This window comes from Winogradskya consettensis (genome assembly GCF_018332715.1).
GTDB classification, from domain to species: Bacteria; Actinomycetota; Actinomycetes; order Mycobacteriales; family Micromonosporaceae; genus Actinoplanes; species Actinoplanes consettensis.
The window spans coordinates 191,832-208,365 of the sequence record NZ_BOQP01000035.1; the positions used below are offsets into that span (position 1 = coordinate 191,832).

A 16,534-nucleotide genomic window follows, 5' to 3' on the forward strand; every position below is an offset into this window, starting at 1 on the left:
TACGCTGCCTTGCGTTGTGTCAGTTTGGTTCCCAAGTACTCAGGAGCGCCTGTGGGGAAGTCTGCCCCAGGCGCTCTTTGTCGTAACCCGGGTTTCTCCGGGACGGGCGATCAGTACGGCGACACGAGACCCGCAAATTTCGGGTCTTATTATTTCGTTTCAGTCCATAATGGGCAGAAGCGATCGACCGTCGAGGAGACGAGCATGGTTACCGGCGTTGTGAAGTGGTTCAACGCGGACAAGGGCTTCGGGTTCATCACCCCGGACGACGGCGGCGCCGACGTCTTCGCCCACTTCTCCGCAATCCAGACCTCGGGTTACCGCAGCCTGGACGAGAACCAGCGGGTCGAGTTCGAGGTGACCCAGGGCCAGAAGGGCCCGCAGGCGGCTAACATCCGCCCGCTCTGATCACAGCCAAGAGCTGACAACAGCGCCGGCCCCCTGATAAGGGGTCCGGCGCTATTGTTTTGATGCGGATCCGTCAGGCTTCGAGGGGCTCCACCGCGCCGGCCTTTCGCGGGAGCGGGGCCGTGCCGCCGAGGTGGGCGGGCAGCCACCAGGTCTCGTCCGGGCCGGAGGGGCGCTCGGGGTAATCGCGCTGGGCTTCGTCCAGCAGCGCGCTCAGCCGCTCGTGCAGCACCAGCGTTGTCGCCTCGGTGGTGGCGTCCGCGGGCACCACGATCGGCTCACCGATCTTGATGATGACCGGGACATGGCGTTTGGTCAGTTCTTTCGGGCGGCCCTTGGTCCAGAGGCGGTGCGGGCCCCAGACCACGCTCGGGATCAGGGGCACTCCTGCGGCCTGGGCCAGCCGGGCCGCGCCGGACTTGAGGGTCTTGACGGTGAACGACTCACTGATCGTCGCCTCGGGGAAGACGCCCACCACTTCGCCCTTGCGCAGGGCGTTCTCCGCCTCCAGGAAAGCGGCGCTGCCGGCGACCCGGTTGACCGGGATGTGGCGCATGCCGCGCATCAACGGGCCACTGATCTTGTGGTCGAAGACGGACTTCTTCGCCATGAAACGCACCAGCCGCTTGGAGGGCTGGGCACCGAAACCGGCGAAGATGAAGTCGAGGTAGCTGACGTGGTTGCTCGCGAGCACCGCCCCGCCGGTCGTGGGGATGTGCTGGGCACCGTCGACCTGAATCCGCATGTCCAGCAAGCGGAACAACGTCTTCGCCGTGGCGATGACGGGGGGATACACGATTTCCATTCGATTACGGTACCGGCGAACGATGAAGCTTTCCTGTGAGAGCTGCAACCGATTCGGGGACTCCGGCGTCTTTAAGAGTGACTGCGCCGAGCCGTGCCCGGGTCCAGCCTGCTGGAGACCTGGGGCGCGGCACCTCCAGGAGGCTTTGCATGAAGACCGTGTCCGCGCGCCGTGAGCTGGCAATTGTGCTCGCCCTGGCCGTGTTCGGCCTCGGCCTGGTGATGGCGGTGGCGTTCACTCCCTGGTACACGCCGGCCAACAAGGCCGCACCTACGGTGGTGGAGACGGTAACCCCTGGTAGCCAGCTCTGAGCCCGTGCCAACTTGTTGACGACGCGATGCCCGGCCGGGCGGTGAGCCGTCACGGCCCGTGGTGGTGTTCACTGGGATGATGTCCGAGGGCCCGCCGAACACTCCCGCCTGGTCACGGCCGGGGAATCAGTGGTCGTCCGGCGTGGTGACCACTCCTGGCGTACCCCCTGTGGTGCCGCCCGGGCCTCCCGCTCCGCCTGAGCCGCCCGACGACAACGGGCCGCAGCGACGCCGGCGGCAGATGTTGATCTTCGGCGGCATCGCCGGCGGCATCGTGGCGATCGGCCTGGTGATCATCCTGATCGTGGGTCTGAGCTCGGACGGCGACGCGTTCCGGAGCAAGGCTTCCGCCCCCAGCGATGTCCGCCCGCCGCTCGCCCAGATGTGCCCGGCGCCGACCACGATCCCCAGCGAGGAGCCCAGCGCCCCCGCGCAGCAGCTCCCGCCCGAGACCGGGGAGCGCACGGTCGACCAGGAGGCCGGGATCTCCTACAAGAAGTACGGCGCCCCGTGGGTCGCCTGGAACACCGTCTGGCGCGGCGGCACGCTGGAGATCCCCTACCGGGTGGGTCAGCACTTCGTCACCGAGCAGTACTCGGGCGGCAGCTACCACGCCTCGATCCTGTCAGCGGCGGTCCCGGCGGCGGACAACGACGCGGTGTCACTCAACCTGGACTGCGTGGGCCGCCAGGTCACCGCGGACGTCCGCGCCGAGTATTACCCGCAGCCCAACACGCTCGAGCCGCTGCGCGACGGCATGACCACGCTGGGCGGCCGCCCCGCCTATCTCAGCGAGTTCCGCCTGCACTTCGACTCCCCGGGGCTGAACGCCAAGGACGAGCGCTCCGCGGTCGCCGTGATCGACGTCGGCAAGACCACGGCCGCGGTCCTCTACATCTCGATCCCGGGCACCCACAAGCAGTTCGACTACGTCATCAACGACGTGCTGAAATCCGTCCGGCCGCTCTGACCAGCAGCCCAATCACCGGACCGGCCCGCAGCGGCCCACCGGCACCCCGCCGGGGGACGTCACCGTCCGGGCAGCGATCACCCCACCGGCCATCACAACCCACACCCCACCCGCGACAGCCGCCGTGATCGCCTGCCCGGAGCACTGGGTGTAGCGGGGCTGCGGCGAATTCCCGGGCAACGCCCACACCGTGGCCTGCTGCCCGCGCCGGACGGAACCACCGAAGTCGCAGAACGGCGAGATCCACCCCAGATCGCGCCCGTCGGCCACCGCCGTGATCCGGGATTCCCGGCCGCACTCGTTCTCCGCGGTGCAGTGCGTCCGGGTGTCGGTGACCACGACAGCGGTCCGCTCACCGGCATAGCGCACGTACCATCCGGCTCCGACCACGGTCGTGACGATCATCGGCAACCCCATGAAGATCGCGATCCACACAGCCGTCCGCGACAGGGTCACCTCCTGGAACCGCAGGGCGGCCACCATTACACCCGCACCCCACAGCGCCAGCTGAATGACAAACCCGGGCAGAAACGCCCAGTCGCCCCCGGCGTCCACGTCGACAACCGTGTACGCGGAGGCGACCAGCAGTACGGAGTACAACCCCGCCGTCCGAAGTCCGTCGATCATGAACCGGTCAGGCCCCAGCGTTTACGGAGGGCGTTGTCGGCGGCGTTGAAGAGGACGTCGATCAGGATGCCGATGACCAGGACGACGATGATGAAGCTGATGACCAGACTCGACTCGTTGAGGTCGCGGGCCTGCTGCATGCGTACGCCGATGGAGAGCGCGCCCGGCACGATCACCAGGAGCTCGCCGGCCATGAGGCTGCGCCAGGAGAACGCCCAGCCCTGCTTCAGGCCGGAGATGAACGACGGCAGCGAGGCGGGCAGGATCAGGTGCCGGTATTTGGCGAACCCGGTCATGCCGAGAACCTGACCGACCCGCAGCCAGGTCCGGGGCACGTAGTCGATGCCGCTGATCAGGCCGTTCGCGACGGAGGGGGCGGCGCCGATCACGACGACGAACAGGATGGCGCTCTCGCTGAGCTGGAAGAGCAGGATGGCCAGCGGGAACCACATGATCGACGGCATCGTCTGCAGGCCGGTGATCAGTGAGCCGATCGCGGCCCGGAGCGGCGTGAAGCGGGAGACCGCCGCGCCGACGATGGTGCCGATCAGCACGGCGAGGCCGAAGCCGGTCACGGCGCGGAGCATGGTCACGCGTACGCCGTCCCAGAAGTCCCCGGTTTTGATCAGGGTGCCCAGGTCCTCGAAGACCGTTGCCGGGCCGGGGAGGACGTAGACCGGCTTCCACTCGGCCCAGACGACGATCTGCCAGACCAGCACGACGATGCCGATGGCCAGCAGTTTGGGCCAGGCGCTGCGCCAGAAGCGTTTGCCCAGCGAGCCCTTCTCGCTCTTACCGCCGAGCTCGAGCGCGTCGAGGCCGGTGATCCGGTCCTTGGCGGCGTCCGGCTTCTCGACGGGGGCGGGAAGGCTACCGGTGACGCCTTCGAGGCCCGCGCGAGCCGAGGGGTACTTAATTGGCATGACGGGCGACCTCCGCGCGGAGCCGATCGGTGATCTCGGCGGCCTGTCCGGCCACCTCGGGGGAGTCGATGCGGCGTGGCCGCTCGTGGGTGACGGGGAAGTCCTCGATGACCCGGCCGGGGCGGCTGCTGAGCAGGATCACCCGGTCGCCGAGCCGGACGGCCTCGCGCACGTTGTGGGTCACGAAGACGACGGTCAGCTCCTGCTCGCGCCAGATCCGCTCGAGCTCGTCGTGCAGGATGTCGCGGGTCATGGCGTCGAGGGCGCCGAACGGCTCGTCCATCAGCAGGATGTCGGCGTTCTGGGCCAGCGCGCGGGCCAGGGCCACCCGCTGGCGCATGCCGCCGGAGAGCTCGTGCGGGCGCTTGTCGCCGAAGCCCTTGAGCCGGACGATGTCCAGCAGCTCCTCGGCGCGTTGCTTGCGTTCGGCCCGGGCAACGCCGCGCAGCCGCATGGGCAGCTCGACGTTGCCCGAGACGGACAACCACGGGAAGAGCGCCGCTTCCTGGAACATCAGCGAGACGTGCCGGCCGCCGATGTCGAGCGTGCCCGCGCTTATCTTGTCGAGCCCGGCGATCAGCGAGAGCAGCGTGCTCTTGCCACAGCCGGACGCGCCGAGCAGGCAGACGAACTCGCCCTTGCGGACGGTCAGCGACACCTTGTCGAGTGCGAGCAGGGCGTTGCTGCCGCTGCCGTACTGCTTGGAGACGCTGTCGAGGCTGACGACCGCTTGACCGGTCTGTACCGGGTCGGCTTCCACCGTGGTCATGGTCTTACTCCCAGGCTGACAGGGGGATCAGGAGGCTGCGGCGTCGCTGACCGCGGGCTGGCCGTCGGCCTTGAGCAGCTCGTTGAGCGGCCCGAGGTCGTAGATGCCCTTGAGGTCGACCGGCTTGAGCAGGCCGACGTCCTCGGCGTGCTGCGCGCTGGCGTACAGCGACGAGGCGATCGGGTCGTTCGTGAACTGCAGGTTCTTGAACGCCGAGGCGAGGATCTCGTCCTTGAGCGGCTTGCCCGAGAGTGCGGCGAGCTGCTCGTTGGCGGCCTTCTGGGCACCCGCGTTGTCGGTGGAGATGTACTTGACCGCCGCGATGTGACCCTGCAGCAGCTTCTTGACCGTCGCCGGGTACTTCTTGAGGAACTCCTGCGTGACGATCAGGTGGGTGGTGACGAACTGCCCGTTCGGCCAGAGGTCCTTCTCGTTGACCAGGATCTTGCCCTTGGACTCGAGGACCATCCGGCTCAGGTTGGGCTCGGGCACCCACGCGCCGTCGATGGCGCCCTGCGCGAACGCCTGCACGGCGGTCGCGTTGTCCTGCGGGAGCACGGAGACGTCGCCGCCGCCCTGCTGGTCGGCGTTGAGGCCGTTCGACTTCAGGTAGGCCCGCAGCGCCACGTCCTGGGTGTTGCCCAGCTGCGGCGTGGCGATCTTCTTGCCCTTGAGGTCGGCGACGCTGTTGATGCCCTGCCTCACGACCAGGCCGGCGCCGCCCGAGGTGCTGCCCGCGATGATCTTCAGCGCGGTGCCCTTGGAGGTGGCCCAGCCGTTGATGGCCGGGTTCGGGCCGATGTACGTCGCGTCGATCGCGCCGGAGAAGAGCGCCTCGATCGCGGCGGGGCCGGCGTTGAAGGTCTTCGTCTCGAGCTTGGTGCTGCCGAGTGCCTGCTGGAAGAGGCCGTTCTTCACGCCGATCAGGGCGGGGGCGTGGGTGATGTTGGGGAAGTAGCCGAGGCGGATCGCGCCGGCCTCGCCACTGGCGCTGCCCTTGTCGTCGTCGCCACCGCAGGCGGTGAGGGCGGCGGCGGAGAGAAGAGCGGTAGCGGCGACGGCTAGCGCACGGAGAGTGCGGGAGCGCATGCGTAACTCCTAGGTACTTAAGCGGCAGCGGCGATGGTGAGCTGGGCGAGCGTGCGGTGGTTGACGACGCCCTCGATGGCCTCCTCCACCGCCAGCCAGACGTCCTTGAGGCCGGTCGCGACCCCGTGGTACGTCGTGGTGGTGGTGGGCAGGCCGCGAACGGTGGTCAGCGCTCCGCCGACCGCACGGACGACATCGCCGACGGTGATGTCCTCCGCGGGGCGGGCCAGGGCGTATCCCCCGTCGACGCCGCGGTGGCTGTGCAGCAGGCCGGCGCGGCGCAGGTCGAGCAGGATGCCCTGCAGAAAGCTCAGGGGGATGTCCTGGGCGGCTGCGAGCGTCGCGGCCTTGACCAGCGTGTGGTCGTCGGCGGCGATTGCCAGCATGGCCCGGACGGCATAGTCGGTTCGTGCCGAGACGTACACGAAAATCCCCCTGCGGTCTCCTGCTAAACCCTGGTATCTCTATCAGTTGCATGGGAATAGTGGACGAGGTAGGAGGGGAGCGTCAAGTCCCAACCGCATCATGAGAACCGCCACGAGCAGGTAAGGTCACCCGCCGTGAGTACGCAGATCAAGATCGGCCTGCACGAGGTGTCCCGCGTGCGCTGGCCCCGCCAGACCCTGGTCGGCGATGGTAAACAGGTCAAAGTCGCTGTACCGCTGCCCCGGTTGCCGTGGTCCAGCGCGTCGGTCGAGGTGCCGATGGGCGAGAGCGCGGCCCGTGGCATCGAGCGGGTGACCCGGCTGCGGAAGATCTTCGGGTACGGCGTGGCGCCCGCGATCATCCTGCTCTTCGTGGTCGCGGACGCACTGCTGCTCTGGGGCAGGTTCGGCGACCTCAAGCCCCCGGGCGCACTCTTCGCGATCTTCGGAGTGGTCGGTGTGGTCCTGATCCTGACCGGGCTGGTCCCGGACGTGGTCGCGCGGGCCACGGGGACGCCGTACGTGACCCGGGGCACGCTGCGGTTCTCAAAAGCTCGTACCGAAGCCGTCGAACAGCTGGCCAAACTCAACCCGCAGCTTCAGCTGGACAGCGTCACCAAGGGCTGAAGCCTAAGTGGAGAGCCGCCGTGATGCGGCGGACAGGCCGACTGACCTCCCGGGGGGCTAGATTCTTGGGGTGGCTCGCAAAGTGAAGATTCCCGCGACGAAATACCCGGTCGAACGGTTCACCCTCGACAACGGCCTGCGCGTGGTCCTCACGCCCGATCGCAGCGCGCCCGTCGTCGGTGTGGCCGTGGTCTACGACGTCGGCATCCGCTCCGAGCCGGAAGGACGCACCGGCTTCGCTCACCTCTTTGAGCACCTGATGTTCCAGGGCTCGGAAAACCTGGAGAAGCTCGCCCACTTCCGGCACGTGCAGGGTGCGGGCGGCAGCTTCAACGGCTCGACCCACCTCGACTACACCGACTACTTCGAGGTCCTGCCCGCCGGCGCCCTCGAACGGGCGCTGTTCCTCGAGGCCGACCGCATGCGCGGCCCCCGGCTGACCGAGGAGAACCTGCGCAACCAGGTCGACGTGGTCAAGGAGGAGATCCGGGTCAACGTCCTCAACCGGCCCTACGGCGGCTTCCCCTGGTTGAAGCTCCCGCCGGTGATGTTCGAGACGTTCCCCAACGCGCACGACGGCTACGGCTCGTTCACCGATCTGGAGAGCGCCACCGTCGACGACGCGGCCGAGTTCTTCGAGAAGTACTACGCGTCGGGCAACGCGACGCTCGCGGTGGCCGGCGACTTCGACGTGGCCGTCGCGACCGAGATGATCCAGCGGCACTTCGGTGATGTGCCTGCGCGGCCCAAGCCGGTGCTGCCCGCCTTCGACGAGCCGGGTCTCACCTCCGAGCGCCGGGAGAGTTACGTCGACCGGCTCGCCCCGTTGCCCGCGATCGCGGCCGGCTGGCGGGTGCCCGACCCGATCGGGAGCTTCACCGACTACCTGCCTTTCGTCGTGCTGGCCGAGGTGCTCACCGACGGTGACGCGTCCCGCCTGGTCGAGCGGCTGGTGCAGCGCGACCGCATCGTCACCAGCATCGGCGGCTACATCGGCTTCATGGGCGACGAGTTCCAGGTCCGCAACCCCACCGCGTTCCTGTTGCAGGCGCACATGCCGCCGGGCGGCGACTCCGGCAAGGTGCTGCGCGTGGTCGACGAGGAGCTCGACCGGCTCGCCACCGGGGGCCTCGCCGCCGGCGAACTCGCCCGCACCCAGGCCCGGATGGCCACCCACCTGCTGCGGGACACCGACGCGGTCCTGGGCCGCGCCCTGCCGATGGCCGTGCTGGAGCTGCAGCGCGGGCGCCCGGAGCTGCTCAACGAGCTGCCCCGGCTGATCGGCGAGGTCACCGAGACCCAGATCGTCGCGGCCGCTGCCGCCCTGCGGCCCGATAGCCGCGCCACCGTCGAGGTCGTCCCAGGAGCAAACCAGTGAGCACCCACACCCTGCAGAGTCTCCCCGCGGCGGAAAACAAAATGACCAAGCGTCTGCCGGATCTCGTTCCGGATTCCAAGATCAAACTTCCCAAGCAGCTGGAACGTACGCTCAGCAGCGGACTCACCGTCATCGCCGTGCGCCGCCCGTCCGTGCCCCTCGTCGAGCTGCGGCTCCGCGTGCCGTTCGGGCGTGCGCCGCTGCCCCGCGCGACCCTGCTCTCGCAGACGCTGTTCACCGGCACGGCCACGATGAGCAGCATCGACATCGCCGCCGAGCTGCAGACCGTCGGCGGTGGCCTCTCTGCCGGCCTCGACCCCGACCGGCTGCTCATCACCGGGAATTCCCTCGCCGCCGGTCTCGACCGGATGCTGGAGATCCTTGCCGGGGTGCTGACCGAGCCCGCGTACCCGTCCGACGAGGTCGCGGTCGAGCGTGACCGCCTCGTCGACCACATCCAGGTCGCGCAGAGCCAGCCCGCGCATCTCGCCCGGACGGCGCTGCTCAAGCGGGTGTACGGCCGGCACCCGTACGCCGTGCAGACCCCCGAGGCGGAGCAGATCAAGGGGGTACGCCCCGCGCAGCTGCGAGCGCTGCACGCCGACCGGGTGCGGCCCGACGGCTCCGTGCTCGTACTCGTCGGCGATCTCAACCCGGAGAAGGCGATCGACGCCGCGGAGAAGGCCCTCAGCAGCTGGGCCGGCGCCGGCCGTGACGCCACCGTGCCGCCCACCCCCACGCTCGAGCCGGGCCCGCTGCTGCTGGTCGACCGGCCGGGCTCCGTGCAGTCCTCGCTGCGGATGGCGCTGCCCGCGCTGCCCCGCACCGACCCCGACTACGCGGCGCTGCAGCTGGCGAACCTGGTCTTCGGCGGCTACTTCTCGTCACGCTGGGTCGAGAACATCCGCGAGGACAAGGGCTACACGTACGGCCCGCACACCTCGATCGAGCACCTGCTCGCCGGTTCGTCGCTGGTCGTAGCCGCCGAGGTGGCGACCGAGGTGACCGGCCCGGCGATGCTGGAGACGCTCTACGAGCTCGGCAAGATCGCCAGCCTCGCACCAGGTGAGGACGAGCTCGAGCAGGCCCGCCGGTACGCCCTCGGCACCCTGCGCCTGGGCATGTCCACCCAGGCCGGGCTCGCCGGGCTGGCCAGCATCTATGCGAGCTTCGGGCTGCGTCTCGACTACCTCACCGAGCACTCGGCGGCGTTGGCGTCCGCGACCCGGGAGCAGGTCGCCGAGGTGGCGTCGCGCTTCCTGGCCCCGGCCAGGGCCGTCACGGTCGTGCTCGGCGACGCCGACAAGGTGGAGGGACCCCTGACCGCCCTCACCGCCGTGGAACGTGAGGCCGCCGAGTGAGTTCCGAACCCGACATCGGCGAGCGGCCCGGGAGTTCCGAACCCGACGTCGGCGAGCAGCCCGGGTGGGGCGGGCCACCTCTGGCGCGTACCACCCTGGATCGTGCTGCCCATCACCGCACGGACGCCGAGTGGATCGCCGAGGCCTGGAAAACGGGCCTGGTCCTGCTCATCGACATCTCGAAGGGCGGCCGCGCCCTGATCACCGGGCTGGACCAGGGGGAACCCTCCCTGGTGCTGGTCGGCGCGGACGCGGCGCCCGAGGGTGAGCGGCTCTTCCTCGGCATCGACGCGGAGGGCGTGCCGATCTTCGCCGTCGACACACCGCTCCCGGAGCATCCGGGCGCCGAGGCGCGCACCCTGCGCGATATCGGTCACCGGCTCGACTCGCGCGACGCCGGGATCCTCACCACCGCCGCCGCCCTGGGCAACTGGCACGCCTCCCACCGGTTCTCGCCGCTCAACGGTCAGCCCACCACGGTCATCGAGGCCGGCTGGTCCCGCGTCGACGAGAACGGCAAGGCCATGTGGCCGCGCACCGACCCGGCGATGATCGTGCTCGTGCACGACGGCATCGCCGGTCCGCAGGGCCGCTGCCTGCTCGGGCACAACGCCTCCTGGCCCACCGTCGACGGGGTGCGCCGCTTCTCCTGCCTCGCCGGCTACGTCGAGCCGGGCGAGTCCACCGAGGCCGCGGTGGTGCGCGAGGTGCGCGAGGAGGTCGGGATCAAACTCCGGAGCCTGCAGTACGAAGGGAGCCAGTCCTGGCCGTACCCGGGCTCCCTGATGCTCGGCTACCTCGCCGAGGCCGACCCCACCCAGCCGATCGTCGTCGACCCCGAGGAGATCGACGAGGCGCTGTGGCTGACCCGCTCGGAGATCGCCCAGATGATCTCGGGCGAGTTCGAGGTCGCCGGTGTCCGCCTCGGGTTGCCCATGCGCTCCTCGATCGCCCTCTACCTGATCGAGACCTGGCTCAACGCCTGAAAAACGACCGCCCCTCGGATCTTCCGGGGGGCGGCCGTTTTCGTCGTTGCTTACGCGGAGAGCGCGGCCAGATGTTCCTTGACCTGGATGATCGAGGGATTGGTCATCGCGGAGCCGTCGTCGAAACGCATCGTCGGAACCGTCTGGTTACCGCCGTTGACACTCATCACGAAGTCAGCGGCGGCCGGGTCCTGCTCGATGTCGACGACCTCGTACGCGATGCCTTCCCGGTCCAGCTGCGACTTGAGCCGGTGGCAGTAGCCGCACCAGGGCGTCGAGTACATGGTCAGCATCGGTCTGGGTCCCTTCGAAGAAGTCACATGGCACAGCGCCATCCGATGAAACGTCGGACCGGGGTGTCATGATTCCCGGTTGTGACAGCCGAACGTGTTCTTGCCGGGCTCGATCCCGACCAGCGCAGGGCCGTGACCGCTCCGGCGGGCCCGGTCTGCATCCTCGCCGGTGCGGGAACAGGTAAGACACGTGCCATTACCCACCGCATCGCATATCGAACTCTTTCCGGTGAAATCAGCCCGCGGCATGTGCTCGCGGTTACCTTCACCGCGCGGGCCGCCGCCGAGATGCGAGCCCGGCTGACCGCGCTCGGCGCCGGAAAAGTACAGGCCCGCACGTTCCATGCGGCCGCATTGCGCCAAGTGCGATATTTCGCGGCCCGGCTGCTCGAAGGCCGAGGCATGCCCGAGCTGGTGGAGAGCAAGGCTCGCCTGGTCACCCTCGCCGCCAACCACGCCGGGGTGCGCGCCGACCGCAACGCCGCCCGTGACCTCGCCAGCGAGATCGAATGGGCCAAGTCGTCGCTGGTCGAGCCCGGGGGGTACGTCGTGGCCGCGACCAAGGCGCTGCGCGAGCCGCCGTACGAGGTGGGCAAGGTCGCTGACGTGTTCGCCGCGTACGAGTCGCTCAAACGCCGTCAGGGTGTGATCGACTTCGAGGACATGTTGCGCGCCGCCGTCTGGGGCATCGAGGAGCACTCCGACGTCGCCGAGCAGGTCCGCTCGCAGTACAGGCACTTCGTGGTCGACGAGTACCAGGACGTCAACCCGCTCCAGCAGCGTCTGCTCGACGCCTGGCTCGGCGGCCGGGACGACGTCACCGTGGTCGGCGACGCCAGCCAGACGATCTACTCGTTCACCGGCGCGACCTCGTCGTACCTCGTCGATTTTCCGCGCCAGCGCCGCGAGGCCGTCGTCGTCCGGCTGACCCGCGACTACCGCTCCACCCCCCAGGTCGTCGGTCTCGCCAACGCCGTGATCAAGCAGGCCCGCGGCACCGAGGCCCGGCTGCGCCTCGAACTCGTCGGTCAGCGCCCACCCGGCGCCGAGCCCGATCTCAAGATCTTCCCGGATGAGCCCGCCGAAGCCCTCGCGGTCGCCAAGCGCTGCCGCGAGCTGATCGCCGCGGGCACCCCGGCCAGCGAGATCGCCATCCTCTTCCGCACCAACGCCCAGTCGCAGGGTTACGAGGAAGCGCTCGCCGAGGCCCACGTCCCCTATGTCGTCCGGGGCGCCGAACGGTTCTTCGAACGCAGCGAGGTTCGCCAGGCCATGATCGCCCTGCGCGCCGCCGTGCGCTCCACCCCCGGCGAGACCCCGCTGGTCCAGGCCGTCGTCGAGGCACTGTCAGCGACCGGCTGGGCCCGCGACAGGCCCCCGGCAGGCGGCGCCCAGCGTGAGCAGTGGGAGGCACTCGCCGCGATCGTCGCCCTTTCCGAGGAGTACGCCCGGAGCCCCGCTCTGGTTCCGATAGGCGAAGCGGGAGCCGTGCAACGCGACGTCTCGTTGTCCGAATTCAACGAGGAGCTTGCCCGCCGTGCCGAGCAGCAGCACGCCCCGACCGTCGAAGGCGTGACGCTGGCCTCCCTGCACTCCGCCAAGGGCCTCGAATGGGACGCGGTGTTCCTGGTCGGGCTCGCCGACGGCACCCTGCCCACGACGTACGCGAAGACCACCGAACAGCTCGAGGAGGAACGCCGGCTGCTCTACGTCGGGGTGACCCGGGCCCGGCAGTGGCTGTGGCTCTCCTACGGCCAGATGCGCGCGTCCGGCGGCCGCACCCGACGCCCGTGCCGCTTCCTACCGCAGCTCACCGACACCCGCCACCGCACTTTCGAGAAACCGGGCGTGGCGACAGCGAGCCGAAAAGCCGCCAGCAGGCATGCCCCCGTGGCCTCGTGCCGCATCTGCGGAGCAACGCTGACGGCCGGTGTCGACCGCAAACTGGGCCGCTGCGCCACCTGCCCGTCGGACCTCGACCAGGAGCTCTACGAGCGGCTGCAGACCTGGCGTGCGCTGGTCGCGAAGGAGCAGAAAGTCCCTGCGTACGTCGTCTTCACCGACGCCACGATCGTGGCCATCGCCGAGCGTCAGCCGGGCACTCCGCCGGAGCTGCTGGCGATCGCCGGCCTCGGCCCCCGCAAGCTCAATCAGTACGGCGCCGCGGTGTTCGCTCTTGTCGCGGGCGCCGACCCCATCGAGACGGCCGAAAAAAACTTTGAAAGTTAGTCCGTTAATTCGTTTGCCCTCCCTGCGGGGGAGCGAATAGCCTCAGTTCACACCTTGGCGAGCGACCTGCTCGCAAAGGGTTTCGGATCGAGTGCAACACGATGGAGGAGGTGGCAATGATGAGGCTCAACTACACGATCGAGCGTCCGTCGACGCTGCCTGCTGCGTTCTGCACTCCATCCGCTTCTTGGCTCCCCATGACCGCCCTCGCGCTGGAATCCGCCCTTGTGGTGGAGTCCGCCCCCGTGGCGATCCTGGCTGCTGAGCGGGCCCCGGTTTCGCAGGCGCACCAGGTCCAGGTCCAGGCCGAGCTGGCCCAGGTTCTGGTGTCCGTCGATGGAAGCTACGAGACCAGTGGGTTCACGGGCGGCAACGGCACGGATATCCCGATGAAGCGTCGGAATGGTGCCAGCGGCGTCCCGCCTCGAGGAAGGCCGGTCTGATCTACAGACCTCCGGCTCACCTCGAGGCCGCGGAACCCCTAACCGGGATCCGCGGCCTTAATTTTTTGCCGGCTCACCGGCCGGTGTAAACGAAGCACCACGATCCAGAAGATCGAGAAGAAGAGAGAGGTGACCGGGCTTTATGAGTCTGGCGCTGGCCCCCCTCGACGTGAGCGTCGAGATCGAGGCAAACCTGCCCTGTCGGAAGTTCGACCCGGACCTTTGGTTCTCGGACTCCCCGGCCCAGCTGGAACTGGCAAAGTCGCTCTGCGGGGACTGCCCGCTGCGCGTCGAATGCCTGGCCGGCGCGGTCGAGCGGAACGAGCCCTGGGGCGTCTGGGGCGGCGAAATCTTCGAGCGCGGCGCAGTCGTCGCGCGCAAGCGGCCCCGTGGCCGTCCCCGCAAGGTCGACGTCGCCCGCGACGCCGAGCTCGCCGTTGAGGTCGAAGAGCGTCTCGAGGCCGTCGGTCTCGAATCCCGCAACTCGGTCCGGCTGGCAGCCTGAAATGACCACCATCACCACCCCTTACCGAAAGACGGAAGACGCAGCGATGACCCCGAACGGAACCCCCAAGGTAAGACTCATCCAAGAAGCGCTATCACGCGCCCGAATGCGTAGGCCTCAGGAAATCCACACCCCTGAGGCCCACCGCCCCGCACGTCAGATCGCCATGGAGGCCCGCCACCGGGCCGCCAACGAGCTGGGTGGACGCCTCTGATCGTGCCCTTCCCAACCGCCCCGCCCGCAGCTCACCCTGCGAGCGGGGCGCTTCCGTTTCCGCTGCCGCTAATGTTCCCGTTCCGCTTTGGTTGCCGCTTCCGCGTGAGGCGGCTCTCTTTGAGGCGGCTTTCCGCCGAAGTCTGTCCCGGTCGGCGCTGATCCGGCTACCAGGTGGCCCGGCTGTCTAACGGTCGAGCCATCTGACAGCCGCCCCCATTGGCCAGCGCCCCCATTGGCCGGCGCCCCCATTGACAGGCGACCCGGTTGGCCGGCGCCCCCATTGACAGGCGACCCGGTTGGCCGGCGCCCCCATTGGCCGGCGCCCCCATTGGCCGGCGACCCGGTTGGTAGGCGGCCCGGTTGGCAGGCGGATCGCTTCATTGCTGTGCGAGGCCGGCGTCAGCAACACCGCGGCCCGTCTCGTCGTGCCGAGTGTCCAGCTGGCCTGAAATCAAGCGACCGGAGCGAAGCCGGGAAGCCATTTCTCGAGAATCGTCCGATACGGCGCCTTGGCCTCCAGCTGGCACAGGACCCCGATCGAGCCCAGCGTCACCCGGTGGATCAGCAGGTAGGACGGCGGAAGGTTCAGCTTGCGGCTCAGCTGGAAGCCCGGCGACCGGGGGCTGGAGAGCCGGGTGGCCTCGGCGCGGATCCAGGCACGGGTGAACCGGAACTCGTCCACAGCGACCGGCTCGATCATCGGCCGTAGGAAGTCGAGAACCGCCCGGGCGTCAAGCTCGTCATCCGGTTTGATGAAGCCCTCTTCGCGGAGCCCGTCCGCAACACCGTCGGCGTCACCGTCGAGAGCGAGCCGAACCAGTCGTCCGATCGGCTCGGGGTGCCCCTCCGGCAACCGCGCCACCGCCCCGAAGTCGATGACTCCCAGGCGGCCATCGGGAAGAATCCGGAAATTCCCGGGGTGCGGGTCGGCATGCAGCAACCCGGCCCGAGCCGGCGCCGAGAAGTGCAGCGTCGCCATGAGCCGCCCAGCCTCGTCCCGCTCCTCCTCGGTGCCATCCGTAATGACCTTGGCCAGCGGCGTTCCGTCAACCCACTCGGTTACCAGCACCCGAGGCGACGAAGCCAGCACCCGAGGCACATAGATCTCCGCATCATCCCTGAACGCGTTCGCGAACGCGGTCTGAGTCTCCGCCTCCATCGCGTAGTCAAGCTCTTCGATCACCCGCTCACGCAACTCGGTGAGCAGCGGCTTCATGTCCATGCCCGGCTGAATGACCTTGAACATCCCGGCGAGCCGCCCGAGTTGTTTGAGATCGGAGATCAGCGCCTCACCGGCCCCCGGATACTGAACCTTCACCGCCACGGTGATCGTCTTCGGCTTGGCACCCTTACGCGAAGGCGGCAACTTCCAGACTGCCTTGTGCACCTGCCCGATACTCGCGGCCGCAGCCGGACTGTCATCGAACTCAGCGAACTTGTCCCGCCAGTCCGCCCCCAACTGCTCGGCCAGCGCCTTGTGCACACTCGCCACCGGCATCGGCGGGGCAGCTTCCTGAAGCTTGGTCAGCGCCTGCCGATAGGGCCCGGCCATCTCCTCGGGCATGGCGGCCTCAAAGACCGACAGCGCCTGCCCGAACTTCATCGCCCCACCCTTGAGCTGGCCAAGGACGCTGAAAAGCTGTTCGGCGGTGCGCTGCTGGATGTCCGCGGAGATGACATCGCCGGCGATCCCCGTAACCCTCTTACCAAACCCGAGCACCGTCCGCCCGGCAAAGCCGAGAGGCAGCGCTGCAAGCTTGGCGGTCCGGGACGCCGCACGACGCGGGATATCGGTCACCAGATCATTGTGACCGACGTGACGCCAAACGACCCCCCGCCCCGATACCCCACCCACCCAGCACCCCTTCGAACCCCGAAGTGTTTTGTACGCACTTAGCGCCTGTTGAGGCTTACATCCCACGCCATCCGAGGCGAGATCGTGCCCCTCAGCCCCAAAATGCCGTCTTGAAAAAGATTGCCCCACTGCTCCACCCGACCTCAGGACCGATGCCTGGACCAGCGGCTGGACAGCTGGAGGCTGGAAGCCCGGGTCGCGAGGGACCCAGGTGGTGAGGTCCCAGGTGCGGGTGGCCATGGCTGGGCGGCGGGGGTCTGGGTAGCGATGGCCGGGCGGCGACGGCGAAGGTGGCGATGGCCAGGTTGGCATGG

General features: G+C 68.6%; 18 protein-coding genes. 10 read left to right on the top strand and 8 right to left on the bottom strand.

Annotated elements, in window-relative coordinates; translation table 11 throughout:
- The first annotated feature begins 204 nt into the window (after nt 1-204).
- Nucleotides 205-408 (top strand): transcription antiterminator/RNA stability regulator CspE, encoded by a 204-nt coding sequence (cspE, locus tag Aco04nite_RS31115; protein WP_015625344.1) that lies wholly within the window; start codon nt 205-207, stop codon nt 406-408.
- Between the two features lie 73 nt (nt 409-481).
- Here cspE and Aco04nite_RS31120 read toward each other — a convergent pair whose 3' ends face one another.
- Nucleotides 482-1,213, bottom strand: a complete 732-nt coding sequence (locus tag Aco04nite_RS31120) for a lysophospholipid acyltransferase family protein (RefSeq protein ID WP_213000794.1) — start codon at nt 1,211-1,213, stop codon at nt 482-484.
- Nucleotides 1,214-1,362: 149 nt separating this feature from the next.
- On the opposite strand from Aco04nite_RS31120, the gene Aco04nite_RS31125 reads away from it, so the two are divergent.
- Nucleotides 1,363-1,524, top strand: coding sequence for a hypothetical protein (locus tag Aco04nite_RS31125; RefSeq protein ID WP_213000795.1), 162 nt, complete (start codon nt 1,363-1,365; stop codon nt 1,522-1,524).
- A 142-nt stretch (nt 1,525-1,666) separates the two neighbouring features.
- Nucleotides 1,667-2,494 carry a hypothetical protein gene (locus Aco04nite_RS31130; protein WP_244876418.1) on the top strand — a complete coding sequence of 276 codons (828 nt, stop codon included), beginning with the start codon at nt 1,667-1,669 and terminating at the stop codon, nt 2,492-2,494.
- Between the two features lie 12 nt (nt 2,495-2,506).
- Here the strand turns inward: Aco04nite_RS31130 and Aco04nite_RS31135 are convergent, their stop codons facing one another.
- The 5 genes from Aco04nite_RS31135 to Aco04nite_RS31155 are packed head-to-tail and all read right to left on the bottom strand — an operon-like array spanning nt 2,507 to nt 6,327.
- Nucleotides 2,507-3,121, bottom strand: coding sequence for a hypothetical protein (locus Aco04nite_RS31135; RefSeq protein WP_213000797.1), 615 nt, complete (start codon nt 3,119-3,121; stop codon nt 2,507-2,509).
- Nucleotides 3,118-4,044, bottom strand: a complete 927-nt coding sequence (locus Aco04nite_RS31140) for an ABC transporter permease (protein ID WP_213000798.1) — start codon at nt 4,042-4,044, stop codon at nt 3,118-3,120. The genes Aco04nite_RS31135 and Aco04nite_RS31140 overlap by 4 nt, the downstream gene beginning before the upstream one ends.
- Entirely contained in the window at nt 4,034-4,813 is a 780-nt protein-coding gene (locus Aco04nite_RS31145; protein WP_213000799.1) for an ABC transporter ATP-binding protein, read from the bottom strand. Before Aco04nite_RS31145 ends, Aco04nite_RS31140 begins: the two co-directional genes overlap by 11 nt.
- Before the next feature lie 27 nt (nt 4,814-4,840).
- The gene (locus tag Aco04nite_RS31150; protein WP_213000800.1) at nt 4,841-5,902 is read right to left on the bottom strand and encodes an ABC transporter substrate-binding protein; all 1,062 of its coding nucleotides are present in this window, start codon (nt 5,900-5,902) and stop codon (nt 4,841-4,843) included.
- Between the two features lie 17 nt (nt 5,903-5,919).
- Nucleotides 5,920-6,327 carry an RrF2 family transcriptional regulator gene (locus Aco04nite_RS31155; protein WP_213000801.1) on the bottom strand — a complete coding sequence of 136 codons (408 nt, stop codon included), beginning with the start codon at nt 6,325-6,327 and terminating at the stop codon, nt 5,920-5,922.
- A gap of 135 nt (nt 6,328-6,462) precedes the next feature.
- On the opposite strand from Aco04nite_RS31155, the gene Aco04nite_RS31160 reads away from it, so the two are divergent.
- The 4 genes from Aco04nite_RS31160 to nudC all read left to right on the top strand — a co-directional run bounded on the left by Aco04nite_RS31160 (nt 6,463) and on the right by nudC (nt 10,679).
- Nucleotides 6,463-6,954, top strand: coding sequence for a hypothetical protein (locus Aco04nite_RS31160; protein ID WP_213000802.1), 492 nt, complete (start codon nt 6,463-6,465; stop codon nt 6,952-6,954).
- 70 nt (nt 6,955-7,024) lie between these two features.
- Entirely contained in the window at nt 7,025-8,332 is a 1,308-nt protein-coding gene (locus Aco04nite_RS31165) for a M16 family metallopeptidase (RefSeq protein WP_213000803.1), read from the top strand.
- Nucleotides 8,333-8,373: 41 nt separating this feature from the next.
- Nucleotides 8,374-9,693, top strand: a complete 1,320-nt coding sequence (locus Aco04nite_RS31170; RefSeq protein WP_213000804.1) for a M16 family metallopeptidase — start codon at nt 8,374-8,376, stop codon at nt 9,691-9,693.
- Nucleotides 9,694-9,707: 14 nt separating this feature from the next.
- Complete coding sequence (gene nudC, locus Aco04nite_RS31175; protein WP_213000820.1) at nt 9,708-10,679, top strand: NAD(+) diphosphatase; 972 nt, start codon at nt 9,708-9,710, stop codon at nt 10,677-10,679.
- A 50-nt stretch (nt 10,680-10,729) separates the two neighbouring features.
- Here nudC and Aco04nite_RS31180 read toward each other — a convergent pair whose 3' ends face one another.
- A complete protein-coding gene (locus tag Aco04nite_RS31180; protein WP_203839748.1) occupies nt 10,730-10,972 on the bottom strand; it encodes a mycoredoxin in 243 nt (80 codons plus the stop codon).
- A gap of 81 nt (nt 10,973-11,053) precedes the next feature.
- On the opposite strand from Aco04nite_RS31180, the gene Aco04nite_RS31185 reads away from it, so the two are divergent.
- The 3 genes from Aco04nite_RS31185 to Aco04nite_RS31195 all read left to right on the top strand — a co-directional run bounded on the left by Aco04nite_RS31185 (nt 11,054) and on the right by Aco04nite_RS31195 (nt 14,149).
- Entirely contained in the window at nt 11,054-13,201 is a 2,148-nt protein-coding gene (locus Aco04nite_RS31185; RefSeq protein ID WP_213000805.1) for an ATP-dependent DNA helicase UvrD2, read from the top strand.
- Between the two features lie 116 nt (nt 13,202-13,317).
- Entirely contained in the window at nt 13,318-13,644 is a 327-nt protein-coding gene (locus Aco04nite_RS31190) for a hypothetical protein (RefSeq protein ID WP_244876419.1), read from the top strand.
- A 142-nt stretch (nt 13,645-13,786) separates the two neighbouring features.
- Complete coding sequence (locus Aco04nite_RS31195; protein ID WP_203839750.1) at nt 13,787-14,149, top strand: WhiB family transcriptional regulator; 363 nt, start codon at nt 13,787-13,789, stop codon at nt 14,147-14,149.
- A 667-nt stretch (nt 14,150-14,816) separates the two neighbouring features.
- Here Aco04nite_RS31195 and Aco04nite_RS31200 read toward each other — a convergent pair.
- Nucleotides 14,817-16,163 (bottom strand): ABC1 kinase family protein, encoded by a 1,347-nt coding sequence (locus Aco04nite_RS31200; RefSeq protein WP_213000822.1) that lies wholly within the window; start codon nt 16,161-16,163, stop codon nt 14,817-14,819.
- Between the last annotated feature and the right edge of the window lie 371 nt (nt 16,164-16,534).